General features: G+C 50.3%; 18 protein-coding genes. 14 read left to right on the top strand and 4 right to left on the bottom strand.

Annotated elements, in window-relative coordinates; translation table 11 throughout:
• Positions 1–45 precede the first annotated feature (45 nt).
• Positions 46–2,565: an RICIN domain-containing protein gene (locus tag ACUIAH_RS05185; RefSeq protein WP_445340558.1), complete on the top strand. Its 2,520-nt coding sequence runs from the start codon at positions 46–48 to the stop codon at positions 2,563–2,565.
• Positions 2,566–2,615: 50 nt separating this feature from the next.
• Here the strand turns inward: ACUIAH_RS05185 and ACUIAH_RS05180 are convergent, their stop codons facing one another.
• Complete coding sequence (locus ACUIAH_RS05180; protein ID WP_445340557.1) at positions 2,616–3,569, bottom strand: glycosyltransferase; 954 nt, start codon at positions 3,567–3,569, stop codon at positions 2,616–2,618.
• 84 nt (positions 3,570–3,653) lie between these two features.
• Here ACUIAH_RS05180 and rfbB point away from each other — a divergent pair, with 84 nt between their 5' ends.
• The 4 genes from rfbB to ACUIAH_RS05160 all read left to right on the top strand — a co-directional run bounded on the left by rfbB (position 3,654) and on the right by ACUIAH_RS05160 (position 10,960).
• Positions 3,654–4,673 carry a dTDP-glucose 4,6-dehydratase gene (rfbB, locus tag ACUIAH_RS05175; RefSeq protein WP_445341556.1) on the top strand — a complete coding sequence of 340 codons (1,020 nt, stop codon included), beginning with the start codon at positions 3,654–3,656 and terminating at the stop codon, positions 4,671–4,673.
• A 115-nt stretch (positions 4,674–4,788) separates the two neighbouring features.
• A complete protein-coding gene (locus tag ACUIAH_RS05170; protein ID WP_445340556.1) occupies positions 4,789–6,249 on the top strand; it encodes a sugar nucleotide-binding protein in 1,461 nt (486 codons plus the stop codon).
• A 270-nt stretch (positions 6,250–6,519) separates the two neighbouring features.
• On the top strand, positions 6,520–8,733 hold the full coding sequence (locus tag ACUIAH_RS05165; RefSeq protein WP_445340555.1) for a DUF7657 domain-containing protein: 2,214 nt from the start codon (positions 6,520–6,522) through the stop codon (positions 8,731–8,733).
• A 1,039-nt stretch (positions 8,734–9,772) separates the two neighbouring features.
• Complete coding sequence (locus tag ACUIAH_RS05160) at positions 9,773–10,960, top strand: hypothetical protein (protein WP_445340554.1); 1,188 nt, start codon at positions 9,773–9,775, stop codon at positions 10,958–10,960.
• A gap of 300 nt (positions 10,961–11,260) precedes the next feature.
• Here the strand turns inward: ACUIAH_RS05160 and ACUIAH_RS05155 are convergent, their stop codons facing one another.
• Complete coding sequence (locus ACUIAH_RS05155; protein ID WP_445341555.1) at positions 11,261–11,818, bottom strand: glycosyltransferase; 558 nt, start codon at positions 11,816–11,818, stop codon at positions 11,261–11,263.
• 1,502 nt (positions 11,819–13,320) lie between these two features.
• Here ACUIAH_RS05155 and rfbA point away from each other — a divergent pair.
• The 5 genes from rfbA (at position 13,321) to ACUIAH_RS05130 (ending at position 22,089) form a co-directional block, all read left to right on the top strand.
• On the top strand, positions 13,321–14,220 hold the full coding sequence (gene rfbA, locus ACUIAH_RS05150) for a glucose-1-phosphate thymidylyltransferase RfbA (RefSeq protein WP_445340553.1): 900 nt from the start codon (positions 13,321–13,323) through the stop codon (positions 14,218–14,220).
• A gap of 63 nt (positions 14,221–14,283) precedes the next feature.
• Positions 14,284–15,111, top strand: coding sequence for an ABC transporter permease (locus ACUIAH_RS05145; RefSeq protein ID WP_445340552.1), 828 nt, complete (start codon positions 14,284–14,286; stop codon positions 15,109–15,111).
• Complete coding sequence (locus ACUIAH_RS05140) at positions 15,112–16,335, top strand: ABC transporter ATP-binding protein (RefSeq protein WP_029676369.1); 1,224 nt, start codon at positions 15,112–15,114, stop codon at positions 16,333–16,335.
• Between the two features lie 17 nt (positions 16,336–16,352).
• A complete protein-coding gene (locus ACUIAH_RS05135) occupies positions 16,353–18,011 on the top strand; it encodes a glycosyltransferase (protein WP_445340551.1) in 1,659 nt (552 codons plus the stop codon).
• Entirely contained in the window at positions 17,998–22,089 is a 4,092-nt protein-coding gene (locus ACUIAH_RS05130; protein ID WP_445340550.1) for a glycosyltransferase, read from the top strand. Before ACUIAH_RS05135 ends, ACUIAH_RS05130 begins: the two co-directional genes overlap by 14 nt.
• A 12-nt stretch (positions 22,090–22,101) precedes the next feature.
• On the opposite strand, the gene ACUIAH_RS05125 is transcribed toward ACUIAH_RS05130, so the two are convergent.
• Positions 22,102–23,130 carry a glycosyltransferase family 2 protein gene (locus tag ACUIAH_RS05125; RefSeq protein WP_445340549.1) on the bottom strand — a complete coding sequence of 343 codons (1,029 nt, stop codon included), beginning with the start codon at positions 23,128–23,130 and terminating at the stop codon, positions 22,102–22,104.
• Between the two features lie 325 nt (positions 23,131–23,455).
• Between ACUIAH_RS05125 and rpsF the strand changes: the two genes are divergently transcribed.
• From rpsF to rplI, 4 genes are all read left to right on the top strand, one after another.
• Entirely contained in the window at positions 23,456–23,752 is a 297-nt protein-coding gene (gene rpsF / locus ACUIAH_RS05120) for a 30S ribosomal protein S6 (RefSeq protein ID WP_024627581.1), read from the top strand.
• A gap of 123 nt (positions 23,753–23,875) precedes the next feature.
• Positions 23,876–24,493 carry a single-stranded DNA-binding protein gene (locus tag ACUIAH_RS05115; RefSeq protein ID WP_445340548.1) on the top strand — a complete coding sequence of 206 codons (618 nt, stop codon included), beginning with the start codon at positions 23,876–23,878 and terminating at the stop codon, positions 24,491–24,493.
• A gap of 36 nt (positions 24,494–24,529) precedes the next feature.
• Positions 24,530–24,778, top strand: coding sequence for a 30S ribosomal protein S18 (rpsR, locus tag ACUIAH_RS05110; RefSeq protein ID WP_015021310.1), 249 nt, complete (start codon positions 24,530–24,532; stop codon positions 24,776–24,778).
• A gap of 14 nt (positions 24,779–24,792) precedes the next feature.
• On the top strand, positions 24,793–25,242 hold the full coding sequence (gene rplI, locus ACUIAH_RS05105) for a 50S ribosomal protein L9 (RefSeq protein WP_144085287.1): 450 nt from the start codon (positions 24,793–24,795) through the stop codon (positions 25,240–25,242).
• A gap of 125 nt (positions 25,243–25,367) precedes the next feature.
• Here the strand turns inward: rplI and ACUIAH_RS05100 are convergent, their stop codons facing one another.
• Positions 25,368–25,715: a phenylpyruvate tautomerase MIF-related protein gene (locus ACUIAH_RS05100; protein WP_101431892.1), complete on the bottom strand. Its 348-nt coding sequence runs from the start codon at positions 25,713–25,715 to the stop codon at positions 25,368–25,370.
• Positions 25,716–25,720 lie beyond the last annotated feature (5 nt).

Raw genomic sequence — 25,720 nt, 5'->3', positions numbered from 1 at the left:
TGGGAGGCTCTGTAAATGATGTCTAGATGGTGTGCATTGTTCCTTATGTTAGGAATGATATTTGCGCCGACTTCTTCTTCTGCCTTTCAGGGATTAAACGATACCGTTCATCAGCAGAATGTTGAGTATGGATATTCTGGCAGCAATGGGGTGTCTGGGATGAACGACAGCCAGCCGGCGGGATCGGTCGCTGACAATATTCCGGACAATGCGACCATGGTGTCCAAAAATTTTGCAGTAACAACAAATGGAGAAGTGAAGAATATCGTTACAGGTGAGACAGTCGGTGATCCGAAAATTATCGGCACGGATGCTCATCCGGCTGATCCTCTCTACCGAACAGGTGGAACAGGGTTCATTCCCCATAAGGTAAGCGAGGTTAGAGAGGGGATTGAGCATGATAACCATGCGTCTGCATCTTTCGAGAGGTCATCAATAGCTCCTTCTGTCGGCGTGCCTGAATCTGCCCAGATCGGTGTTCTGTCATTACAAAACAATGGCTATGGCGCTCATTGGGGAACATACGGAGGTTCACAGGCCTTTTTCGAGGCCGATGGCACCTTGTTCGCACAGCAGGCCAAAGGAGTCATTGATGTTTCCCAATGGCAGGGGGATATTGACTGGAATGCGGCTCGAGGCGCTGGAGTCGAGGCGGCCATCATCCGCTTAGGGTACGGATGGGGGAATGATCTTGACAACAAGGCTCGTCGTAACATCAACGAATGCAAAAGGTTGGGTATACCTTTCGGCCTTTACCTGTATTCATATGCCTATGATGCCGCTACCGCCCGGCAAGAAGGGGAAGGCACTGCAGATCTGCTTCGACAGGCAGGGGTAAAGCCTTCTGACTTGAGCATGCCGATATATTATGACCTTGAACACTGGGCCTGGAAAGGTCATGTGCCGCCCACTAGTCCAGCAGTCTACGACAGCATTGTCGAGGCTTGGTACGAACAGCTACAAGCAGCAAGTTTTGCCCGGCTCTCCGTATACTCGTATACCAGCTATTTGAATACAGCGCTTAACAGCACGCGAATTCATCAAAGGACTAACTGGGTCGCCAGTTACGGCTCCCGAACAGGGTTTGCTTTTCCTGCAAATCGCCGGTGCTGGCAGTACGCTGACAATGGACGAATTTCAGGTATCGCCGGAGCTGTAGATCTTAATGCATGCGGAGTACTGACTCCAGAGGCCTCCATTGATATGAATCGTCTAGAACCCATCAATCTGCCTGATGGGAAGTACTACATCAATCTGCACAAGCGTGATGCCTCAAGTATCGATATAGCCGGCGGCAGTCTCAGCCGTGAAATTCCCTTGCAGATATATTCCTATAACAACACTAAAGCTCAACAGTTTGAATTCAAGCGGCAGGGTGATGGCAGCTACGTAATTGCCAATGTGAATTCCGGCAAGGTGCTGGATGTCTCCAGTGGACAAGCTCATAACGGAGCCACTGTGTGGCAATATGACTTCAATGGTACTGCTGCGCAGCGCTGGTATTTGCGCGATGCTGGCAATGCCTATTATTTGCAGTCAGCACTAGGCAATTGGGTGCTTAATGTGACTGTTGGTTCCTTTGCGGATGGTTCGACCATCGTTCTTTCTTCGCCTGATGGCAGTGATTGTCAGCGCTTCCAACTGGCGTCCACGACATCAGTGGATGTCTCATCGCACTACAGGCTGGAATCGGCGGCAGGTGCAGATCTTGTCCTTGATGTGCCGGGTGCTTCCCACAACAATGACGTTGGTCTGCAGCTGTATGGCTGGAATGGCACCGATGCACAGCTTTATGCATTCACGCAGGTGGGCAACGGTGTTTATACTATCAAGAATGCTGCGAGCGGCAAACAGGTAGAAGTGCAGGGTGGTCGCAATAGTAACGGTGCGAAAGTTCAGCAGTATGCTGGTAATGGTACGCAGGCTCAGCGGTGGATGATCAGAGATTTCGGTGGACAATCGTTTGGTTTCATAGGCAGTGCCTCCAATAAGGCTCTGGATGTTCCTTCAGGCCTGGCCATAGCCGGAAAAGGATTACAAATATACACCCAAAACGGTTCGAAGGCTCAGCAATGGAAACTTACAAAAGAGATGACTGAACCTGATCGGCTTGCTTCGTTGCATCGGAATGATTTGCCGGACGGACACTATCGCATACGCTCGAAGATTAATGGCTCGTATGTCATTGACGTGTCTGGAGGCTCTTATGAAGATGGAGCGACAGTACAGCTATATTCTGACAACGGCACTGGTGCCCAGCAGTGGTCCGTGACCCAGGACGTATCAGGATATCGCACTATCGTGAATGAGCATTCTGGGAAGGTGCTCGAAGCGGCTGGAGCAGCTTCGAGCAATGGTGCAAGAGTCCAACAATATCGCGCCAACGGCACCGATGCCCAAAAGTGGATCATCAGACGGGAATCCGATGGCGCCTATAGCATTATTTCAGCTTTAAACACCGATAAACTCATAGATATTCCTTCAGGGCGTATCACCAACGGAAACCCTCTGCAGCTGTATGCTAGCAACTCCACAGGAGCTCAGCGGTGGAAGTTCACCCGGTAGAGCAGTAATATGTAAATTTTCTTTGCAGGAACGAATACTCCCAAAATTATTCATCCAAAGTGCCGCCGCAAACATGCAAAGAGATTATTGTTCTCTATGTAGCGTTTTCGATCATTCTTGGCGATCACGTCGAGAATGATCCCGGTAATGAACATCAAAAGACCCGCAAGTATGAGCAATACGGATCCGATCAGTGTGGGGATGCGGGACACCAGACCAGTGTGCCAGAACTCAATCATGACCGAGCAAAGAAAACCAAAGCCAATCAGACCAATGACGGTTCCTAAACCACCGAAGAACGGCAGCGGCTTATATTCGCGGATCATACGGAAAATAGTGGATAGCACTTTGATGCCGTCGCCTACTGTGTCCAGTTTGCTCACCGATCCGGCCGGCCGATCTCGATATTGTATAGGCATCTCGTAGATACGGATGTTTTTATCTAAGCTGTGGATGGTCATTTCCGTTTCGACTTCGAAGCCTTCGGACTGAATCGGGTAGGTCTTGACATAGGTGAATGAGAATGCGCGGTAGCCTGTCATCACATCGGTGATATTAGCGTGGAAAAGCCCATTGATTGCTCCACGAACCATCCTGTTTCCTATGTTGTGGAAAGGCCGCTTGTTCTCTTCGAAATATGTCGAGCTTAGGCGGTCTCCGATGACCATGTCATAACCTTCGAGGATTTTAGCGACCATGGCTGGAGACGCTTCAGCTGGATAGGTGTCGTCGCCATCGGCCATGATATAAACATCGGCATCGATGTCTTCGAACATGGCACGGATGACGTTGCCTTTGCCTTGGCGTGGTTCTTTCTTGACTACTGCGCCTTCCTGCGTGGCGATTCGTGCTGTGTCGTCAGTGGAATTGTTGTCATACACATAAATGGTCGCCGAAGGGAGCGCTGCCCGAAAATCATCAATCACTTTGCCGATGGTGGGCTGTTCATTGAAGCATGGAAGAAGTACAGCCACCGAGGCAGTATGTTTTGCCGGAATCGTCATAATATAGAGTCTACCGGCATTCGGATACAAGGCTGGATAGGAACAAGCGTCAGTCATTCATCCCCTTGAAGTACTATGGCGGTTATGACTACTATGTTTGTTCCGCGCAACATCATCGTTACCGGTGGATGCGGATTCATTGGTTCTAATTTTGTGCATTATGTGGTGGATCATCATCCTGACGTACATGTTACCGTTCTGGATGCGCTGACCTATGCCGGTAACATTAATAACATTAAAGGTTTGCCTGAGGACAGAGTTGAGTTCGTTCATGGAAATGTCTGTGATGCGGCGTTGCTGGATCAAATTGTTCCTGGGCATGATGCGATTGTGCATTATGCTGCTGAATCCCACAACGACAACTCCATCGCTGACCCTGAGCCATTTGTCAGGACGAATGTCGTTGGCACATACCGTCTGCTGGAAGCTGCCCGAAAGTATGACATCCGCTATCATCACATAAGCACGGATGAGGTATACGGTGATCTCGCCTTGGACGATCCTGCCAGATTCACCGAGGATTCCCCCTATCGCCCGTCATCACCCTATTCGTCGACCAAAGCTGCTTCTGATCTGCTTGTCAGGGCTTGGTATCGCACATTTGGGTTACGTGTGACCCTGTCCAATTGCTCAAACAATTACGGTCCATATCAGCACGTGGAAAAGTTCATCCCGCGTCAGATCACCAACATATTGGAGGGTATCCGTCCCAAGTTGTATGGGGATGGTCGCAATGTGAGGGACTGGATCCACACAGAGGATCATTCTTCAGCTGTGTGGACGATTCTGACTAAGGGAAGAATGGGGCAGACGTATCTGATCGGCGCCGATGGAGAGCGTGACAATATCACGGTTCTACAAGATATCCTTCGTGTTATGGGCAAGCCAGAAGATGCCTTCGATCATGTCAAAGACCGGCCTGGCCATGACCGGAGATATGCCATCGATTCCACGAAACTACGCACCGAGCTCGGGTGGAGGCCCGAACATACCGATTTTGAGGAAGGGCTGAGACAGACTATCGCTTGGTATGAAAATCACCGGGAGTGGTGGGAGCCAGCAAAAGCTGCAACAGAAGCCAGGTACAAGCGCCAGGGACAATGACAATAGAGTGAGCAAACGAGCTCAGTAAGCGTGGATAGTTTGCTCAGCTTGTCAACTTTTTAATTCGCAGGGAAATGCCGATTCAGAGCGGCAGGAAAGGCTTAATGGGGTTCCAATGTCTTTGGAATTTGAAAAAGAATTGCGTGTAGAGCGGACCAACATCCCTGGGTTGTTGGTCTTTGACCTTTCAGTGCACGGTGATAACCGTGGCTGGTTCAAAGAGAACTGGCAGCGTGCGAAAATGCTGCGGCTGGGTCTGCCGGATTTTGGCCCGGTTCAGAACAATATTAGCTTCAACGCCAAGCGCGGAGTAACCAGGGGAATTCATGCAGAGCCTTGGGACAAGTATATTTCCATTGCTTCTGGTGAGATATTTGGCGCTTGGGTGGATCTGCGCCAGGGGGATACGTACGGACAGGTGTATACAACCAGGCTCGATCCGTCGAAGGCGATTTATGTTCCTCGAGGGGTCGGCAACAGCTTCCAAGCTTTGGTGGACGGAACCGTATACACCTATCTGGTTAACGCTCATTGGTCTGCCGAGCAGAAGAAGAATTATACATTCGTCAACTTAGCTGATCCTGATCTCAATATTCCTTGGCCGATTCCATTGGAGGAAAGCGAACGGAGCGAGGCTGATTTGCGGCATCCCATGCTCCATGACGCCATTGCCATGGCACCACGGCGTACTTTGGTGACAGGAGCTCATGGGCAACTGGGCCAAGCTGTGCACAGATACGTCGAAGATCATCATCTTCAGGGTTTTGATTTCGCTGATATCGATGATTTCGACTTCTCAGATGTCGAAGCATATACACGTTATAACTGGGATCTGTATGGAACCATTATCAATGCGGGAGCTTTTACCGCTGTAGATAAGGCAGAAAGTGAACAAGGACGAAAATCCGCCTGGAAGGCAAACGCTCAGGGACCAGCTTTGCTGGCACAAGTTGCGACCGCACACAATATCACGCTGATTCATATTTCCAGCGACTATGTTTTTGACGGCCAAACGGATATGCATGATGAAAACGAGGCACTGGCGCCATTGGGTGTGTATGGCCAGACCAAGGCTGCTGGTGACCTCGCTGTGGCTAATGTGCCCCGGCACTATATCCTTCGATCCAGCTGGGTTATCGGGCAGGGCCATAATTTCGTACGAACCATGATCGGATTGTCCAATCGTGTTGCTGATCCCTCCGATGCTTTGGACCATGTGACGGTTGTGAATGATCAATTTGGCCGTCTGACCTTTACTGAGGATATGGCAGGAGCGATATTTCATCTCTTGAACTGCCAAGCTCCTTATGGAACATATAACCTCACAGGGGCTGGCAAAATCCAGTCGTGGGCTGATATCGCCAGAGCGGTCTTCGATCTGGCCAATGGCAATGGGAATGCTGTGCAGCCAGTGAGCACGGAGACATATTATTCCGGTTCAGAGAACCCTGTATCGCCCAGGCCGACTCATAGCGCCTTGAATCTGGACAAAATCGAATCGGTTGGCTACAACCCACGGGATTGGCAAAAGGAACTGGAGGATTATGTCAAACGGCTGACTGGATCGCAGCGTTGACGCTTTGCATGCGACTCTCACATTGAATGGCATCTCGTTCCAACAGGTGCTGAGGAAACAATGAACTGATCGATATTCCAAGAACACAAGTCGTACATTTCTTTAAGAAACGGGGATTTAGATAAAATGTATAGTCCTATACGGTAGCTCGTATGCTCGTCCGTATCCACTGGCCACAGTCGCATCCAAGCAGCAGTTGCCCGTTTTGGGTTAAAGCCTATAGACAATTGGAACCACGCTCTTGAACGCTTTTTGAAGGAGAAGAAACCTATGAACTCGAGGTTATCAGCATTTAAGGTTGATGGGCTGGTTCACAGGATTGGCGTGTTCAGTATCGCTGTGCTTATTGCAACTTATTTGGAGATGTTTTTAGAAGTTGCGCACGAAGATCGTACACACACGCCTTCGGGGATCTTTTCTGGCCATGGGCAGCCCGAACATGCTCTACGTCTTGTAGTTTTGATAACGCTGGCATTCGTCACCTTATACATACTCAATTTTCATGCGCGTCGTTTTCTGCATGCCTTGCATGCTTACCGCTGGTGGATCGGGTGTTTGGTCATCATTATATTTACACTCTTGTGCATCAGTGGATCTTCACTGGCATTCATATCCAACTATATAGGCAGTGAGCCTTATAAGGGTACTTTGTTTGGCATGCCTCGGTCAATTCGTTCTGATGAATGGGCGGTATTTACTCCGCTGGCTTTTTCGCAAGCGCATTCAGGGTATTCACGAATATCGTCCATACCTGAGGCCGGATCGATCGATATGACCATGATCTATGCACAACCGGCATGGGCTTTGGCCACCTTCTTTCGACCTTTTTTATGGGGCTTTATGCTTTTTGGCAGCGATAGGGGCCTGGCTTTCTTCTGGTGTGCGCGGTTAGTTGTCCTTCTGCTTGTTTCTTATGAATTCGGCAGATGGCTAACCGAGGATAATCGTCAATTAGCCGCGGCCTACGGTATTCTCATAGGTTTGGCGCCAATAGTCCAATGGTGGTTTGCCGTCAATGGCACAGCTGAAGTGCTGATATTTGGTCAAGCTGCGGTTCTTCTTTTCAAAAGGTACCTACATACCAATTCAAAGCTCTATATATGGCTTCTGGCAATGGCCGCCACATACTGCCTGGGTGGCTTTTCGCTAGTCTTGTACCCACCTCTGCAGATTCCATTGGCCTATGTTTATGGATTGCTCGTCATCTGGCTCATTGTCTGCCGTCATCGTGATGTGCTGCTCCCGAAGCGTTCCCTGTTATCCATGATTGCTCCTATAACAGTGACTTTTGTGGCTCTAATCGCTTGTATCCTGTTGATTATCTATACATCCCGGCAGGCAATTTTGATGGAGAGTTCAACTGTTTATCCAGGATCGCGTATTAGCCATGGACAGGGACTATTTCAATGTCTCATGGATTATACTGCGAATTTGTTTATGCCCTTGGAAGAGCATCAGGTTATTCCCAATGCTCCGGAACGGGCTGTGTTCTTTACTTTGTTTCCAATCGGGCTCATTCTGAGTATCTGGACCCTCTTAAAAAAACGCGACGGTCTGATTATACTTCTGTTTATCTGTGATTTAATTTTCATGATTTATGGATTGTTCGGTTTCCCTGATTGGCTTTGCCGCATCACTCTGATGGGACGAACGACGACAGGCAGGGTCAAATTTGCTTTGGGATTCATTGATTTGATTCTTTTGTTCAGGTCTTTGTCCATGCTGCATAACGATGTGGATGATGAAGAATTGTTGGTCGCCTCCAAGAAAGATCCAGTTAAAACACGTCTTTTGCGTAATGTTGCTTTAGCGGTTGTCTTAGCAGCCCTGCTGACTGGTGCAACAATATTGTCGCCAGCTTACCCATTGCGTAAAGTATATCTGATTTTTTTAATGTCGTCACTGACTATCATGCTGCTTGCTGTTTTTGAATGGATTTACGGACGAGGATACGCAAGTCGACTGTTTCTTTCATCAATTTTGATTGTGGCTCTTGCTGGGTTCTGTGTTAATCCTATACAGCGAGGTTCCCAGAGTATCCGTGAGGGCCCATTTGTTGAGATGGCACTGAAAGAGGTCTCGCGAATTCATAATTCAGAAGATGGGCGAGCCGCGGTATTTATAACAGATGATTCTATTCATGGACAGGCATTGATTGCTAATGGCATCCCTACCGTCAATTCTGTGAATATCTATCCGCAACTTAAGCGATGGCATATGATTGATCCGCAACATACAAGTGAATGGGTTTATAACCGATATGCCTATGTAGATATTGACTTTACTAATACAGGACGTCCTGCATTCAGCCTGGCGACGCCCGACAAGATGATTGTTAGCATTCCCATTAAGGATTTGCATAAAATTGGAGTCACGCATGTGTTGACCGGTCGTGAGCTCACTGAATTTGTGGACGGTCATAGGCTCTTGCGCAAGATAGAGGCAAAGAATCATCTGAATCTTTATGAGGTGGAAGTCAATTAATAGAATTGGGTTAAGAGCATGTCCCTGACCAAAAGATCATGAACGTGTTTTTCGTTCAAACGGTTAAATCGCAGAATCGCACAGGTTGTACCTTGTGGAGCAGTTAGTTGTGTAGTCTGCTGTGATTGTTCAATAACTCCTGGAGGATGTAATGCCGATGTTCTCTGACAGGATGGGGTTATACATGTTATAGATGCCAACTGTGAAATTGTCATTGAGAAGTTAGAACCTCTTCCTCAATATTTGATCGAGTCTGGCCTTAATAACCGGTAACAAAGCAAAGCATATATGCCAGGAATCTTATCCATGCAGGCATACAGGTCTCCTATCGCGTAAACATCCTAAATGCGTACTTCTTCGAGGAAGCAGTTGCCCATTCAGGGCTCTCGTCGATATAAGCGCCATCAGGAACTAATTGATATTGCCCCTATCAAGAATGTCGCTATTACAGGCAAATGCCAGGAATCTTCTCCTTGTATGATTACCGCTGACATTTTATACTTAGCTTGTGTTGCTGTCGTTTTGATACGCAATGCTGATGCGAAGATCATGCTTTGAGTATTGATTGTATATCTCTGCAAAATTAATTGTAGAGCTACTATCGATAAGTGCAATGCTCGAAACGATGTAAAACAGATTCCAGATGGGATTCAGACAATCCACGGTATGTGCGGTGGAATCATACGCCTGTACGATCGTGCTGGCTACAGCTTGAAAATCATCAAGCTAGCAATAAGCTATCCGATGCTGAGATGTTTTAATCAGTCAGGTGCTGCCGGAAAGTAATTCAGAGTGCAGTCTTGTCATATTATTTTAGATTGATTAGGCCTGATAAGCTGGCACTAATATACTTGTTGCTGATCTGGAAGAACTGCGTGTGCTTGTCCCTGCCAATACCCTCGAGGAGAATATCACGAAACAGTCAAACAACTTCACACCTTTTAGCTCTCAAATAAAGGCATACTGGAGGAGATTTAGACAATGGGCGGGTTGCTCGGCCTTGTTTTATTTGTTAGTAACGCTTCCCTCGGGTATATGTATGATTGTATTTGACAAGCGGCGTTCATGGCCTGATTATCAAGATCACTGGCATCGAGTACTTCAAATAGTCAGTGGTCATCTTCTTGCTCAACCGAATCCTGATGGCAGTGGTGGGTATGGCGGCCTGGATTCAAACGGTGTTTTTCAGGTTTTCAATAATACGGCTATCAATTCACCATTAGTCTATTTTCCAGCGGTACTGGGATGTGGGCACCAGCGCTTGGCAGCTCTGTTCACATTGATAATATGTGCTCTGACCATTGCTGTAGGTATCCGTATCTCAGGCCTCTACTCCCCTGCATTCTTGGGCATAGGACTTTTGCCAATTGTATTTACCTCTATCTGCTGGCCTTCGGCCGATGCGGTCACAAATGCTTTCAGCATTGTATTTGTAGCCTATGTACTTTCTCTCCTTCAACAAGCTGGTCCGTTGAAGCGGCGTTCTTTAATAGTTCTGTGCTGTATGTCGATATTGTTGGGCTTCATTAAAATCACCTGTGTCATATTGGTGTTGCTGGTTTGGTTGTTGCCTCTTTCCAGAAAAGGTAAGGACAAGGCTAAAATTTTGTGGTCAGTCGCGGTTCTCTCCACTGCATGCACAATTTCTGCCTCATTGACTTGGATGTTTTTAACTTCGCAAATACCGCCTAGTGCGGTAATTGACCAGCATGGATTCGTTTTGGCCAAAAATAGGATTCTTCAGCATCCGTTTCTGATGATCCGGAGCTTGGCCATATCTTTCATCCAACCTATCAATACCACGGGGGACAGTCACGATATCGAACGAAACGTTCAATTGTTTACAGGTATCGGGCCAGATGCACTTTTGCCGGCTGGAGTTGTGGTTCCGGTACTTATAGTTTGCTGTCTGCTGATTATTAAAGGATGCGCGGGTATACATCATGGTGGTCGAATCGGCTTTATGGTTGTGGTGTTTATAGTATTGGCCTTTTTTGCTCTAACAGGAACGGGTTTGGAATCTTCATGGGGCTCTCGTTCTTTGGGCAAATATATTGGAGGGCTTCAGAGCAGATATTACATTCCTCTGTATTCCGTGTTGGTTTTACTCATGCCAAATATCGGGATACATTTTGACCGCCCCAAAGTAATGCGAAAAGTTGTTGCAGTTTTTGTGGTGTGGTCATATGTGGGCATGCTTTTGGCGCACTGTTTGGTATTTCAGTAACCGTTAATTCCTGGGTGAAGTTCAGCACTGATGCTCCGCCTTGATAATTGAGGTTCAGAAAGGTTATAATAAGGTTTATCAGTTCGTGACTTCTGGTCTGTCTAATCGAGGCCCTATTACGAATAAAGTGCATAAAGTCACCGGACCACCTTCCGTATGATGGCGGGATTTATAGGCAAAGCTTCTGCCTATACTGTTTGCCGAACCAAGTTGAGGCGAGTGGGCTGAGAACGATTTATTGCTCTTTCTGCCTTATCAAAAGGCGCTCCTCCTGATCCGATCTCCGTCATTTCAATACTTTCACAATTTAATGAAAGACAAGGCGCCTCTTCGTATTCGGCTCAAATTAACTCTAGGCACGGCGTAGTAGTTGACGTTCTCGACGAGTCTGCCGAAATAGCCAAGGTGGGTCCGCGGCGTGCCGACCATGATATGCCCGGCCACGCCTCCAAGCCCCAGAACAATGCCGGCATGCTGAATGGTGTTGACCGGGTAATAGAGCTTGGCGCCAACAACCCCCACCCGCTGCAGCTGGGCGAAGGAGACCATGCGCGTCATCCAGAGCGGGCTGATGACCTGGGTGTCGTCGTTCAGGAAGAGAAGATACTCCCCTCTCGCCTCCCTGGCGGCCAGGTTGTTGATGCGGGAGAAGTTGAAGGGAATGTCCAGTTCCAGCACCCTGAACCGGTCGCCCAGGCGCTCCTTGTACCTGGCATACAGCTTCTTCATGGCCGGGTTCCTGCTGCCGTTATCGGCAATGAGCACCTCATAGTTGGGGTATTGGGTCTTCCCGATCAGCGAATCCATGCACCGCTCGATATTGTCATAGCCATCCTTGGTGGGAATAATCACCGACACCAAGACAAGATCGTGAGCAGCGTAGCTAGTTGGATTGCGAGGTCATCTTCTGTTTCAACCAACTGTTGCTTGATTACTCCTCAGAAAGTGACTGAAGAGCAACCATATCTTGTGTTCTAAGAAAAAAGATGACGGCTAGCAAAACTAATGTTCCCAGATTTTTTGTTTTATTCTGCCAGTACATGGCGGTAGCCATGGCTAGTTAAAGTAGTACTGACAGTAAGACAAGATGACGAAGATTTTTACGTAGTGCAGAACAATATCAGCTTCAACACCCACTTGGTAGTCAACTGGGTCATTCATATCGTGCTATAGTCCAAGTTCATTTCCATCGGCAGTAGAGAACTCTCGGCTCCGGGTGTACTCGGCTCGGGCAAAGGCTTCGGCCGGCCCCTCGTCACTTGTCTGGACATCCTCGAGACTATTTCATACTTCAGAAAGAACAGGCAACATCTTACAGACTAACTACGCGAGCTGTGTACTCCCAGCGAATCGTCGCTGGTCCTTGGACAGAGAAACTTATCTCTCTGTCAGTCTTACCGGCTCTCAGTTACACGTCGAGTAGTCTATGTTACTTGCCCAATGCGAACTGAACGAAGCTGATTCGAATCATCATATGCTGGTCTAGGTCTAAACTCGAGGTCCTGCTTCATATGGTGAATGGTACAGGTGGTCGGCTGCGGCAGGCCATCCTTACGTGCGTATTAGGTTGTGACCTTCAGGGGTTCAAATTTCATGCATCGAGTGTTTTGATTTCTTCAACCTCTAAAGCCTGCCAGCTCGACCAGAGTATGCACGGTGTGATCAATGCTCGGCTTATCTCATGGTTGACGGGGCAGAGACAAACTATGGCCATCAGAGTGGACGGAAATCTAGGGCAAGGGGGCGGTCAAGATCGTCAGAGTGGCAGAAGTCTTCAGCGGTTATACCTTCGAGGGGCAGTAAAGAGAACATGGCAAATAAGAAATATTATGATTATGGATCTGTTCAGGCACCACTTGCTTCGAACCAGTTGGGTGAGCGGTTCAGGACATGCTTTTGCCAGGATGATGATTTTCTCACTGATGGGAAATCCGCATAATGATCTTGACTTGGTCCGGCAGGATGACCTTCACCTAAGATGCGTGTGCTGCGATTTTTCTTCTCTTGAATTTGCAGGCAATGCAGTTTTCTTATATCCTACTTATTCGAAGTCTATCGTTTGTTTTCTGCCGGGATGAAACAGCAAGCTGTGTCTTCGTTCGCGCAATGGCAACTGTGGCAAGTGAAGCCATTATCGTCTGAGGGCAACTACGCAAATGCTGTAGGAACCGAGCCAGAAGATTGCACCATTGTCCGACTACGTCAAGTCTTTTTTTGCTTCCCGCTGACCTTATGCGGGGGAACGGCAGAGATTTTTTACAGCTGACCGATTCCTGCCGGTGGTTGGCAGTAAGCTGTTTTCGGTTTGACACAGATGTATGCAGTCATTAGTGCATGAGTTATAAGAAAGGCGTCACGTGATGAGAGGCATCATTCTTGCAGGCGGTTCAGGCACGCGGCTGTATCCGCTGACAACCGTCACTTCCAAGCAGCTGCTTCCGGTGTATGACAAGCCTATGATCTATTACCCCCTGAGTGTTCTCATGATGGCGGGAATAAACGAGATATTGATCATCTCCACCCCGATGGACATCGGTAATTTCCAGCGACTCCTAGGTGACGGGAGCCGATACGGCATCAGCCTCTCCTACAAGGTCCAACCCAGCCCGGATGGTCTGGCCCAGGCATTCATCTTGGGTGAGGACTTCATCGATGGCGAACCCTGTGCTCTGGTCCTGGGCGACAACATCTTCTATGGGAACGGTCTTGGCCGCACTTTGAGGAATGCAGCCGGCAACCAGCACGGGGCAACGGTGTTCGGCTATTACGTGGACGATCCGGAGCGGTACGGCGTGGTCGAATTCGACAAAGACAACAAGGTCGTCAGCATCGAGGAGAAGCCGGAGCATCCGGCCAGCAACTATGCGGTGACCGGACTGTACTTTTATGACGAGAGAGTCACTGAGTTCGCTAAACAGGTTAGGCCCTCGGCACGCGGCGAGTTGGAAATCACTGATCTTAATCGTCTTTACCTTCAAGATGGATCGCTGTGTGTTCAGACACTGGGACGTGGCTATGCATGGCTGGACACAGGGACCATGGATTCCCTCTATGAAGCCGGCGAATTCGTCAGAACTGTTCAAAAGGCTCAAGGCCTGCCTATCGCTGTTGTGGAGGAGGTGGCCTATGAGAATGGCTGGATCACCCGTGAAGAATTGGTTGAAGCAGGCCAGAGGTATGGCAAGTCTCCATACGGGCAGCATCTGTTGGATGTTGCCAACAATAAGATCATCTTCAAGAAGCATGTGGATCAAGCCTGACGATTCAGGAACCTGCATCGAGAGACGCAGATTCTGTACTCAGGAACCACTGGGGAGATAGAATTGAAGATTACTGAAATTTTCAACAAAAAGAATCGACTGTTGCTCAAGGCCATGGTCTCCACAGACTTCAAGTTGCGGTATCAGGAATCTGTCTTGGGGTACCTGTGGTCGGTTCTCAAGCCTCTTATGCTCTTTGCCATTATGTATGTTGTCTTTGTGCGCTTCATGCGTTTCGGAGCAGATGTCCCGCACTTCGCTGTGGCTCTCTTACTTGGCATCATACTATGGAACCTCTTCAATGAAACAACGACAGGAGGTATGCTCTCGATTGTAGGGCATGGAGATCTTCTGCGTAAGATCTACTTCTCCAAGTATGTGGTTGTTGTGGCATCATCTATGAGTGCCCTGATTAATTTCGGGTTCAACTTCATCGTTGTCATCGTCTTCGCCTTGATCAATGGTGTCAAACCATCGTGGTCTAACCTGCTCATTGTGCCAATTGTATTTGAACTGTATCTCTTGGCCTTGGGCATCGCTTTCTTTCTTAGTGCGCTCTACGTTAACTTGCGCGACCTGAACCCTATTTGGGAGGTCGTGACTCAGGCTGGTTTTTATGCCACGCCAATCATCTATCCGATTAGTATGATTTCCTCCAAGGCTGGCATCTATGGCCCTATTTTTGCCAAGCTGGACCTCTTGCTCAACCCTATGGCTCAGATAGTGCAGGATGCCCGACATGTGCTGATTTCTCCGGCCAATCCCACCTTATGGGAATGGGGAAGCAACTTTTTCATTGCCTGCTGGCCTGTTGTTTTTTCCCTGCTGATCTTCCTGTTAGGACTGAGGTTCTTCACCGTTAAATCTAAGTACTTCGCGGAGCTGGTATAAATGAAGTTTTCAAATAAAACCGACAGCTTGCCTGATGATGTGGCTCTGAGGGTTTCCCATGTGTCCAAAGACTTTAAACTGCCCTATGAGAAGACCAACAGCCTTAAAGGTGTCGTCTTCAACACTATTCGTCGTCAGAATGGATACACCATTCAGCACGTGCTCAAGGACATTTCCTTCGAGATAAAGAAAGGCGACTTCTTCGGTATCGTCGGCAAGAACGGTTCTGGAAAGTCCACCCTTCTGAAGATCATCTCCCGGATTTACTCTCCCAACAGCGGTAAAGTCCAGGTCAATGGAAAATTGGTGCCTTTCATCGAGCTGGGCGTGGGATTCAACCCTGAACTTACGGGCAGGGAGAACGTATATTTGAATGGGGCCATGCTAGGGTTTACCCGGGAAGAAATCGACGATATGTATGATGATATCGTCGATTTTGCTGAGTTGGGTGACTTCATGGAGCAGAAGCTGAAGAACTACTCCAGTGGTATGCAGGTGCGTCTTGCTTTCTCTGTAGCAATCAAATCGCAGGGTGACATCCTTGTTTTGGATGAGGTACTGGCTGTAGGAGACGAGGCTTTCCAAAAGAAATGTCAGGATTATTTCTTCGAAGCCAAGCGTGAGAAGAAAACCATAATCCTGGTCACCCACTCTATGAGCGATGTGCGCAAGTTCTGCAACAAGGCCATGCTGATACAAGATGGGGTAATCTCCAAGTTTGGCATGCCGGATGACGTGGCCAGCGCATATTCCGACTACTTCCTAGAACAGCAGCAGAAAGCTGTGCAGAAAGATAATGAGGCGGTTCGCCTGGAGCATGGTAACGGAATCCGGATGGTTGATGTACAGGTCACAACCAACGGGAGGAGCACACAGCTCCTCGATATAAACCAGAACTTCACTATAAAGATCGTGTTCGAGTGTGATCGGGATATACCTCGTGGAGTCTTCGCCATCAACCTAATTGATCAGCAGGGCAGGGTGGCTCTGGCCACCTCGAACAAGGTCAATTCGGACAAAGACACCTTCACTAAGGGACGTCATGAAATTGTATTCGAAATCGAGAATGTGTTGGCTTCTGGAGATTATCACGTCAATATCGCAGCCGCCTCAGGAAACGACCTTCTACTCAAGCAATCGACTGTGTATCAGTTCCAGGTTCGCAAGGCTAAGCTCTATGACCAAAGCTTGACTCACCCTAGGATCAGTGTAAAGCTGATTTGATGATGACATCTAGGCGAATGCAGGGCAAACGTGTACTCATTACCCAGAGCTCTTTGGATCGCATAGGAGGTAGTGAGGTCCAAGCTCTAGAGCTGGCCCGATATCTTCAGAGTGTCGGATGTATCGTTACGGTCTATGCCTGGATTGTCGATGATCTTGTCGGTTCCTTATTCGCTCAGTCCGGTGTTCGGATCATTACCAGCAATATGGTGGAGTCTGCAGACTTGCACATGACGGATTTTGACCTCATCTGGGTACAGCATGAGGTCCTGCCTAAGACCTTTTTCCAACAGCTCGAAGGACTGGGTTCCGGTCCGCGCCCGTGCGTGGTCTTCTCTCATATGTCTCCTTATCGTGAAGTCCATCTGGAGCAGCCCTATACATATGATTTGGAGAACCGGATTGCGGATCGGATCGTATTCAATTCCTCGGGAACTCTCGAGGCTCAGCAGGGATACTTTTCCAAGGACGATTCACGCCTTGCCATATATCCAAACCCTGCACCGATGAGCTTCGTCGAGAAGCGTCATACCATTCGACCTGACTTGGGCAGAATTCTCATTGTCTCAAACCATACACCGTCCGAACTTCTCCGAGCAGTTGACTCCCTCAAAGCGCGGGGCCTAATGGTGGACCGGCTGGGCGATGTGACCGAGCAAGCCAACTCTTTGACGACGCCGGATCTGCTGGACAGATATGATTGTGTCGTAACCATCGGTAAGACCGTGCAATACTGCCTGGTTCAGGGCATACCAGTCTTCATCTATGACAGATTTGGCGGACCAGGCTATTTGACGGCGGAAAACTATGAGCAGGCTGCTCGGTTCAATTTCTCTGGCAGAATGGAGGGGTCCTGCCCATCCTTGGTTGATGAAATCAATCGCCATGCCGGGAGCATAATCGATGGCCCGACCTTAGCGGCTCAGATTCTTGAGGGATATACTGCCGCCTGCGATTTTCAGACAGCTCGGCACGATGAGTTCATTCGTCGCTTTGCCATTGACGGGGCCGTGGACCGGGTAGTTGGCGATATGTCTGCCAGACCAGAGTCTTTAACAGGCATAGATAAGGGTTATGTCGATTATCTATTTCGGAACAGCCAGATGGTCGAGGATTATGTCCGCTCCAACCAACTAGCCAACAACCCCAGATTGGCTTTTTACCGGCAACAGATCCAACTGTTCCGAGGTAAGAATAGAGCTTTTTCTATTGACGACCAGACGACACTTTGTGAATCCATGCATGAGGAGAACCATCTTGAAATACCGGCGGGGGATCATAGCATCTTTCGAATCGATTTTGGCGAACTGCCATGCCTGATTACCGATCTAACTGTCCATGCAGCTGCTGCAGCCAAGGTGAAAGTTAGCTCAAATGCCTCTTTTGAGAATGCGGGTACTATGTTCTTTCTCTCTGCTGATCCTCAACTTTATATTGAAACAGATCCGCCGGGCAGGGAGGTATCACTGACTGCTCGCGTATATCCTCTTGACCATGTCCCTCCTCAGCCTCTGGCCATATTGACCGAAAGGATCCGAAGGCATCAGGACAGCGACCGTGCTGATCTTGAGCGGTGGCAACGATTCAGGAGTCAGCCGCTTGTGGCCTTATTGATCAAAATCCGTAGGGCTCTCAGAAGTGCGAAGACGAGGAAGAAAAAGGATGATCGTTCATAGCGCCACAAATTATGAGATTTCCATTGAGGATCTGGTGAGAAACCCCACGGCTGGCACCGTAACGGTGTCCGGTTGGGCTGTGGATACCTATCGCAAGATCGAGTTGGGCATGCGATCAAAAGATAAGGATGTAACCGTTGAACGGCAGGCCAGACCGGACATCACCACGACTTTTGAGCTGGAATCGTCGGCTCGACCAGGATTTGCTGCTGTAGTTCCCGCTGACAAGAAGTCATTCAGTCTTTTCTTCATGATTAATGGTGCTGAGCGACCGATTCAGATAGACCTGTCCCGCTTGGAACAGAGACTAAGAAAAGATAGGAAGAGGCAACGCCTGAAGCAGATTGCCTACCGTCTTATTCGAGATTCCTTCTCGGCCAATGTGAGGGCTTTGTTGAAGCATTTGAAGAGAAAGGTTACCAAGCGGCAGAAGTTCTATGACGAGTGGATACGGACCCACGAGGTAGAAAATCCCGAGACGGCGAAGCGTGCCATAGAGGGGTTTGCCGAGAAACCACTAATTTCGATAGTGATTCCCGTGTACAACGTGGATGAGCAATGGCTGCGCAAGTGCGTGGACTCCATGAGAGGCCAATGGTACTCAAACTGGGAACTGTGCTTGGCTGACGACCACTCTTCTAATGGGTCAGTGCGGACACTGCTGAAAGACATATCCGCCAGTGATCCTCGAATCCACGCAGTGTTCAGGGAGAAGAATGGTGGCATAGCTGCTGCCACGAACTCTGCAATCGAGCTAGCCAAGGGGCAATATATCGGCTTCATGGACAATGACGATGAGCTTGCCCCCAATGCCCTCTACGAAGTGGTCGTGGCGATCAATTCAGATCCCACCATTGATTTTATCTACACGGATGAGGATAAGATCACAGAAAAAGGAATCAGATTTGATCCCTTCTTCAAGCCGGATTTTTCTCCACACCTCTTGCTGAGCCATAACTACATTACCCACTTCGTGACCGTTTCTAGAGCCTTACTGCAGAAAGTCGGAGGCTTGAACCCAGCCTTCGACGGGAGCCAGGACTACGACTTCGTTCTCAGAGCGACCGAGCAGGCGAAGAAGGTTCACCACATTCCACAAATTATGTATCACTGGAGGACCCTTTCCAGCTCCGTGGCGGGGGACCCCCGTAGCAAGATGTATGCTTATAAGGCCGGCAAGTCTGCGCTCGAAAATGCCCTTGAGCGTCGGGGGATAGACGGCAATGTCAGTATGCTCGATAACCTGGGCACTTACAAGATCGACTACCATGGCGGAATACCCTCTGTGGCTGTTGTTGCTTCAGGATATTCGAAAGAAAAGCTCCATGAACTTGAGGACAGAACGGACTATCCCCGAGTGAAGTTTGTGCCGACTGGCGGGAAAAGTTGTGACGAAGTTGCGTGCGGCTGCGACGAGGACCTCTTGGTTTTCTTGGATAGGAAGAGTCCCAAGAGGGCCGACTGGCTGATCGAGATGGTCAACTATATCCGCGACAATAAGGTTGGCGTAGTCGGTGGCAAAATCATGGATGATCAAGGCCGTGTTGCCAATGTGGGGGTTACTCTTCGGGCAATGAAAGCAGGTCGGCCTTTTGAAATGCGAGGAGATTGGGATCAGGGCATCGGTTACTACTTCCGTGACCTTCTACCTCGAGATATGTTCGCCGTTACGGAGGACTGCATGGTCACTAGACGGCAGGATTTCGAGAGAATGAGAGGGTTCGATGAGTCTCTTCCTGCAGGTCTTCAGGGCATTGACTACTGTGCGAGACTGCAGCAGGAGCATGGGCTTACCACTCTCTGGCAGCCTTATTCCCTCTTTGTCGACAAAACAGAAAATCTGACGGAGATATCCCGCGACGACTTGGATAGATATCTGGCTGCTCATAAGGACTTGGTTGATCCTTTCGCCTCGGCTTTCTTCCCCTCCCTGGAGCCAGGCCACGCCCCCGTCGAGGGATCCATTGACCAGATTCTGATTTCTTCGGATTCCTCCGCCATTACGGTTACAGGTTGGGCTGCTGACTTAGAAGCGCATGAGCCGGCGTTGATCGACATATCACCCGATGAGAATGTCCGTCTGGAAAAAATGGAGCGGGTACTTCGTCCAGACGTGAATATGGCCATGGCCATGCCCATCGATTCAGAGCTTGGGTTCAAGGTAAGGATCGGTTTGCCAGACGGGCTGGCGGCCTTTCGCTCTGAGCGCCCCGCGCTGGTCTTTTCAGGCCCTTCCGGTCAGGTTTCAATGGCTTTGAAAGTGCCTCACTCACGGGCGATGTCAAGGTTCGAGGATCTGCTCAGACGGGCTGCTGCTATAAGGCATCCGCGTCGTCTTGCCCGGCGCATTTCTGATCGCTTCTTGGCACCTCGCCGGCAGAAGAAAGCTTACAGAAAGCTCATCGCTCGCACAGAGCATTACGATAGAGCGGTTGTTGAGTCCAATATCGAAGGGTTCGCATATAAGCCTCTGATCTCTATCCTGGTACCTGTCTATAACGTCGAGCCACGGTGGTTGCGTGCCTGTGTGGATTCCGTCCGCAACCAGTATTACTCCAACTGGGAGCTCTGCCTGGCTGATGATTGTTCCACGGATCCACGTGTGGCTGAAGTTCTCAAACAACTGAGCACAGAGGACGAGCGTATCAAGGTTGTGTTCAGAACAGAGAACGGGCACATATCGCGGGCAACCAACTCAGCTCTTGATGTTGCAACCGGAGAATTCATAGCTCTAGTCGACAATGATGATGAACTGCCTCCTCAGGCCCTTTTTGAGGTGGTTAAGCGACTCAACGCAAAACCTGAAACGGACTTGGTCTATAGCGATGAGGACAAGGTGGACGAGCAGGGTCATCGGTTTGATCCGCATTTTAAGCCTGATTACGAGCCTGATCTTCTCCTGAGCACAAACTACATCAGTCATTTGGGTGTTTACCGAAGGTCTATTGTCAATAAAATCGGTGGTTTTCGGACGGGATATGAAGGTTCCCAGGATTACGACATGCTTCTGCGGTTCATTGAGCAGACCGAGTCTTCAAGGATCCAGCACATAGCAAAGGTGCTCTATCACTGGAGAACTCTGCCAACCTCGACCGCCTCCAGCAGTGGTGCCAAAGATTATGCATCCGAAGCAGGAGTACGTGCGCTTCGCTCGGCCATGGGACGCAGGGGAATTGACGCCGAGGTGGTATCCGCGGGCCCAAGTGGCATTTACGACGTCCATTATGCCATTGACAGCTCGGCCTTGGTGTCGGTGATTATTCCCACCAAGGATGGCTATGACAATATCGAGCGGTGCATGGATTCGCTGATCGGGAAGACCCAATACCCCAACTATGAGGTGCTCATTGCCGATAACGGCAGCAGGAACCCGGCCATGAAGAAGCTGTATGCCAGGTACAAGGAGCGCCTGGGCGACCGGTTCAGGGTGCTGGAACTGGACATTCCCTTCAACTTCTCCCGCATCAACAACCTGGCCGCCAGGGAGGCGAGAGGGGAGTATCTTCTCTTCCTGAACGACGACACCCAGGTCATCAGCCCGCTCTGGATGACGCGCATGGTCTCCTTCGCCCAGCTGCAGCGGGTGGGGGTTGTTGGCGCCAAGCTCTATTACCCGGTCAACACCATTCAGCATGCCGGCATTGTTCTGGGGCTTGGAGGCGTGGCCGGGCATATCATGGTCGGCACGCCGCGGACCCACCTTGGCTATTTCGGCAGACTCGTCGAGAACGTCAACTACTACGCCGTAACGGCGGCATGTTGTATGGTCAAGGCCAAGGATTTCCAAGCTGTGTCCGGTTTTGATGAGGATCTGGCGATTGCATACAACGACGTTGATTTGTGTGCGCGGATTCATGATCAGCTGGGCAAGGACAATGTCTGGGCCCATGAGGCTGAGCTCTACCATTTCGAATCGGTGACCCGGGGAAGCGATGCCAAGGACAAGCAGAAAAGGGCGAGGTTGGAAAGAGAGTCGGAGGTTTTCCGACGCAAACACGTCGAGGCGGTTGAAAACGATCCCTACTACAACCCGAATCTCTCCAGAACTTCAGGTAACTTTTGGATCCGAGAGGACTGAATATCCAGCCGGCTAGGCCATATTTTTGATCCGGGCGTCATAGACCAGCTTTTCTAGATGTCTGACCCAGGTCGAGATGGTGCAACGGATTCTCTGGAAAAGCCCCATGCTCTGGAAGAGGGCATCGGCTCGCTTCCGGTCTAGACGCAGTTTCTGCTGGTTTTTCGGGTCTGACCCTGCTGCAGCGGTTTCCGACCGGAGTCCATCCCAAATAGAGTAGTAGCTACGCATAGGGGTAATCCCATTGTCAAGAGCTAGTTTGAAATTTGTCAGGCCTGCAGCGACGTTATCTCGGTAGAAGTTCATACTGCGGAGGGCATGCGTTACGGACAAGGGAGACTGCAGCCAGTAGTACAGAACCGTATCAATGTCTGCTACCTTAGACATTCGTCGGTATAGCGGGCCAGCCACCATGATGTCCTGCGCATAGCGGCCGGGGGGGAAGCGGATGCCTTCCCACAGCCCAGCTTTGTAGAGTCTGCACCAATTGGCCTCGTTGAAATACCTGGCCTCACCAGATTTACCCGTCATGTCCATAAAGATCCGAAGGCTCTTGCAGAAGTAGGTTTGATAGGCCTTGAGGGGGTTAGTGAAAACCTTGATGCTCCTGGGTGTGGCAGCACCGTGAGCAGCTTCATTGACAATAAATCCCATTTGGGAAGAGCCAAATTGCTGCCATCTGGCTTTGCTCATGTCGGCATCAGTAGATTTCAGGGCGTGGAGAAGTAGCTCGATGTTTCTCCTGTCAAGGACATCGTCGTTGTCAGCGAAAGCCAAATAGCGGCCCTTGCTGGCATCAAGCCCTGCGTTTTGGGCTATGGAGATGCCTTTGTTTTCCTGGTGTATCACCTGGATGCGATGATCTCGGGCCGCGTATCGGTCACAAATGTCGCTGGATCCGTCTGTGGATCCATCGTCCACGAGAATAATCTGCAGGTGTTGGTAGGTCTGCCCGCAGATGGAATCAAGGCAGTATGGCAAGTACTGGGCCGAGTTGTACACAGGGATGATGATGGATACCAGGTCTTGGCTAACTGTCATAGCAGCCAGTCTAGTGGAGTCTTCTCATGATCTTGTACTGTGCGGAGGGCCGACCTATATTTAATACTTGTAGTCCTCCCCTTTATGCATACCGATTTGTCTCGGTTTTGTAGCGGCTACAGCAAATTGTAGACGGAGGGCTTCTGATGGGGTGTGAAGCAAATGATTTTTTGTTCAGCATCCCTGCCGTGGTTCAGTCCGGCTAGCGGTATATTATAGAAACATTGTTTGGTGGTTCCGGCGTTACATACAAGCCGGTCCGCCGGCTTTAAACACCCTCCTGTCACGGAAGGTCCGTGACCTGTAAGTCCAAAGGAGGTGGGTGATGTCTGCGCACAAGTATGAATTGATGTTCATTGCCGATCCGGCCATGGATGAGCGCTCGCTGAAGAAGCTGACCGACCAGTATCTCGAGGTGGTCACCAAGGAAGGCGGCTCCGTCGACAACATCGACGTCTGGGGCCGTCGCAAGCTGGCCTATGAGATCGACAAGCACAAGGAAGGCAACTACGTGGTGGTCGAATACACCTGCGAGCCTGCCGCCAGCGCTGAGCTCGATCGTGTGCTCAACCTGAACGAGTCCGTCATCCGCACCAAGATTCTTCGCAAGGATGACAAGTAAGCAAACAGCAAAAGGACATCGAAGCGTCGGCTGACATCCAGTTCTCGCGTCGAAGGTCCAAGGGTGCGGGATTCGCCCCAGTAGGCCCATTCCCAAGTCCTCACTCCGAGGAAAGGTCGTGACATGGCGGGAGATACATACATCACCGTGGTGGGCAATCTCACTGCGGATCCGGAGGTGCGTACGACCTCCAACGGAGGCACGGTGGCCAACCTGACCATCGCGTCCACGCCCAGGCAGTTCAACAGGAACTCGGGGCAGTGGGAGGACGGCGACTCGCTCTTCATGCGTTGCTCGGCTTGGGATTCTACATACAGTCCCATGGCCTCCAACATTCAGGCCAGCCTGACCAAGGGCATGAGGGTAATAGCCCAGGGTCGTCTGGTGCAGCGCTCCTATCAGGATCGTGAGGGCAACAACCGCACGGTTGTGGAGCTGCGTCTGGACGAGATCGGACCTGCACTGACACGGAACACCGCTCAGGTCACCAGGAACGCCAACACCGGTGGCGGAGGATCTCGCGGCGGTTTCGCCGGCTCCAGCAACGGCGGCTACCAGGGTGGGGCATCCTACCAGGGCGGCGCCGGCGCGGCATCGGCCCCTATGGGTCGTCAGCAGCCAGCGCAGAGCCAGCAGGCCCCGGCCCAGGATCCTTGGTCATCGACCGGATCCGGCGATTCCTTCGGATCCTTTGGGTCCACCGGCGAGTTCGGTGGTTCTGGAGACGATCCCGAGTTCTGAAGTTTCATAGCGTCATCATTCATTTAAGGAGTACCAATGTCACGTAAAAGGCCGCAACCGCCGGTCAAGCCCTTCAAGAAGAAGCCGAATCCTCTGAGGGCTGCCAAGATTCATACCATCGATTACAAGGACGTGGCTCTGCTGCGCAAGTTCATCTCTGACCGCGGCAAGATCCGTTCCCGCCGCATCACCGGTGTCACCGTCCAGGAGCAGCGCGAGATCTCCAAGGCTATCAAGAACGCCCGCGAGATGGCCCTGCTGCCCTACGCCACCAACGGTCGCTGAGGGAGGTCCGGATTATGGCAAAGGAAACCAAGGTAATTCTGACCGATACCGTGACCGATCTGGGTCATAAGGGCGACGTTGTCGGGGTCAAGCCTGGCTATGCGCGCAACTTCCTGATCCCCCAGGGACTGGCTTTCGCCTGGTCCAAGGGCGCTGCTGCACAGATCGAATCCCTGCAGAGGGCACGTCGTGCCAAGTCTATGGCCACCCGTGAGGATGCCGTGGCTGCCAAGACCGCCATCGATGGGCAGACCGTCGAGATCGCTGCCAAGGTGTCTGATTCGGGCAAGCTCTTCGGCGGTATCTCCAATGATGCCATCGCCCAGGCTCTTCGCCCCTTGGCCGATGTGGATCCCCGAGCCATTTCGGTGGAGACCATCAAGACCACTGGCGAGTTCCCGGCCACCGTGGCCCTGCACCCCGAAATCTCGGCCGCTTTCACGGTCAAGGTCGTCGCTGAGTAGTAAATCTGACCTATCTTCCCATAACGATCCTTTTTGCAATAGGGATCTGGGCTTAAGCAGGAGGCCTTCCCGCAGCAGACATATGCGCGGGAAGGCCTCTTTATGTGTTACAGAGGTTCGTTCGCCTAGAAATTGCCGCCATTCCAGCCCCAGTCAGTGGTGGCCGTATAGCGTATGTAGGTGCGGTTCTTGGGGATGGACAGCTCAGATTCCAGCGTGTCCATGATGGTCTTGGTCAAGCTTTCCCAGGCGGACTTGGGTACGTCGCTGCCGAAGACGTTGACCTCAACATAGGCTGCAGGCTTGCTGTCGTCACCGCCGAAATAGATGGGCATGTCCGACTCGAAGGGGCACATGAGCCAGCCCTCGGACTTGCCGGGGACAGCGGTGATGGCCTTGCCGTAGGCGGTCTTGATCCGTTCGCGCTGTTCTGCGGTGATGGGTGTGCTTACATGGGTGTGGATGACGGGCATGGTGC

The organism is Bifidobacterium sp. ESL0820 (genome assembly GCF_052606235.1).
The sequence above is the reverse complement of the archived record's forward strand: the minus strand, read 5'-3'. Positions and strand labels throughout refer to the sequence as shown.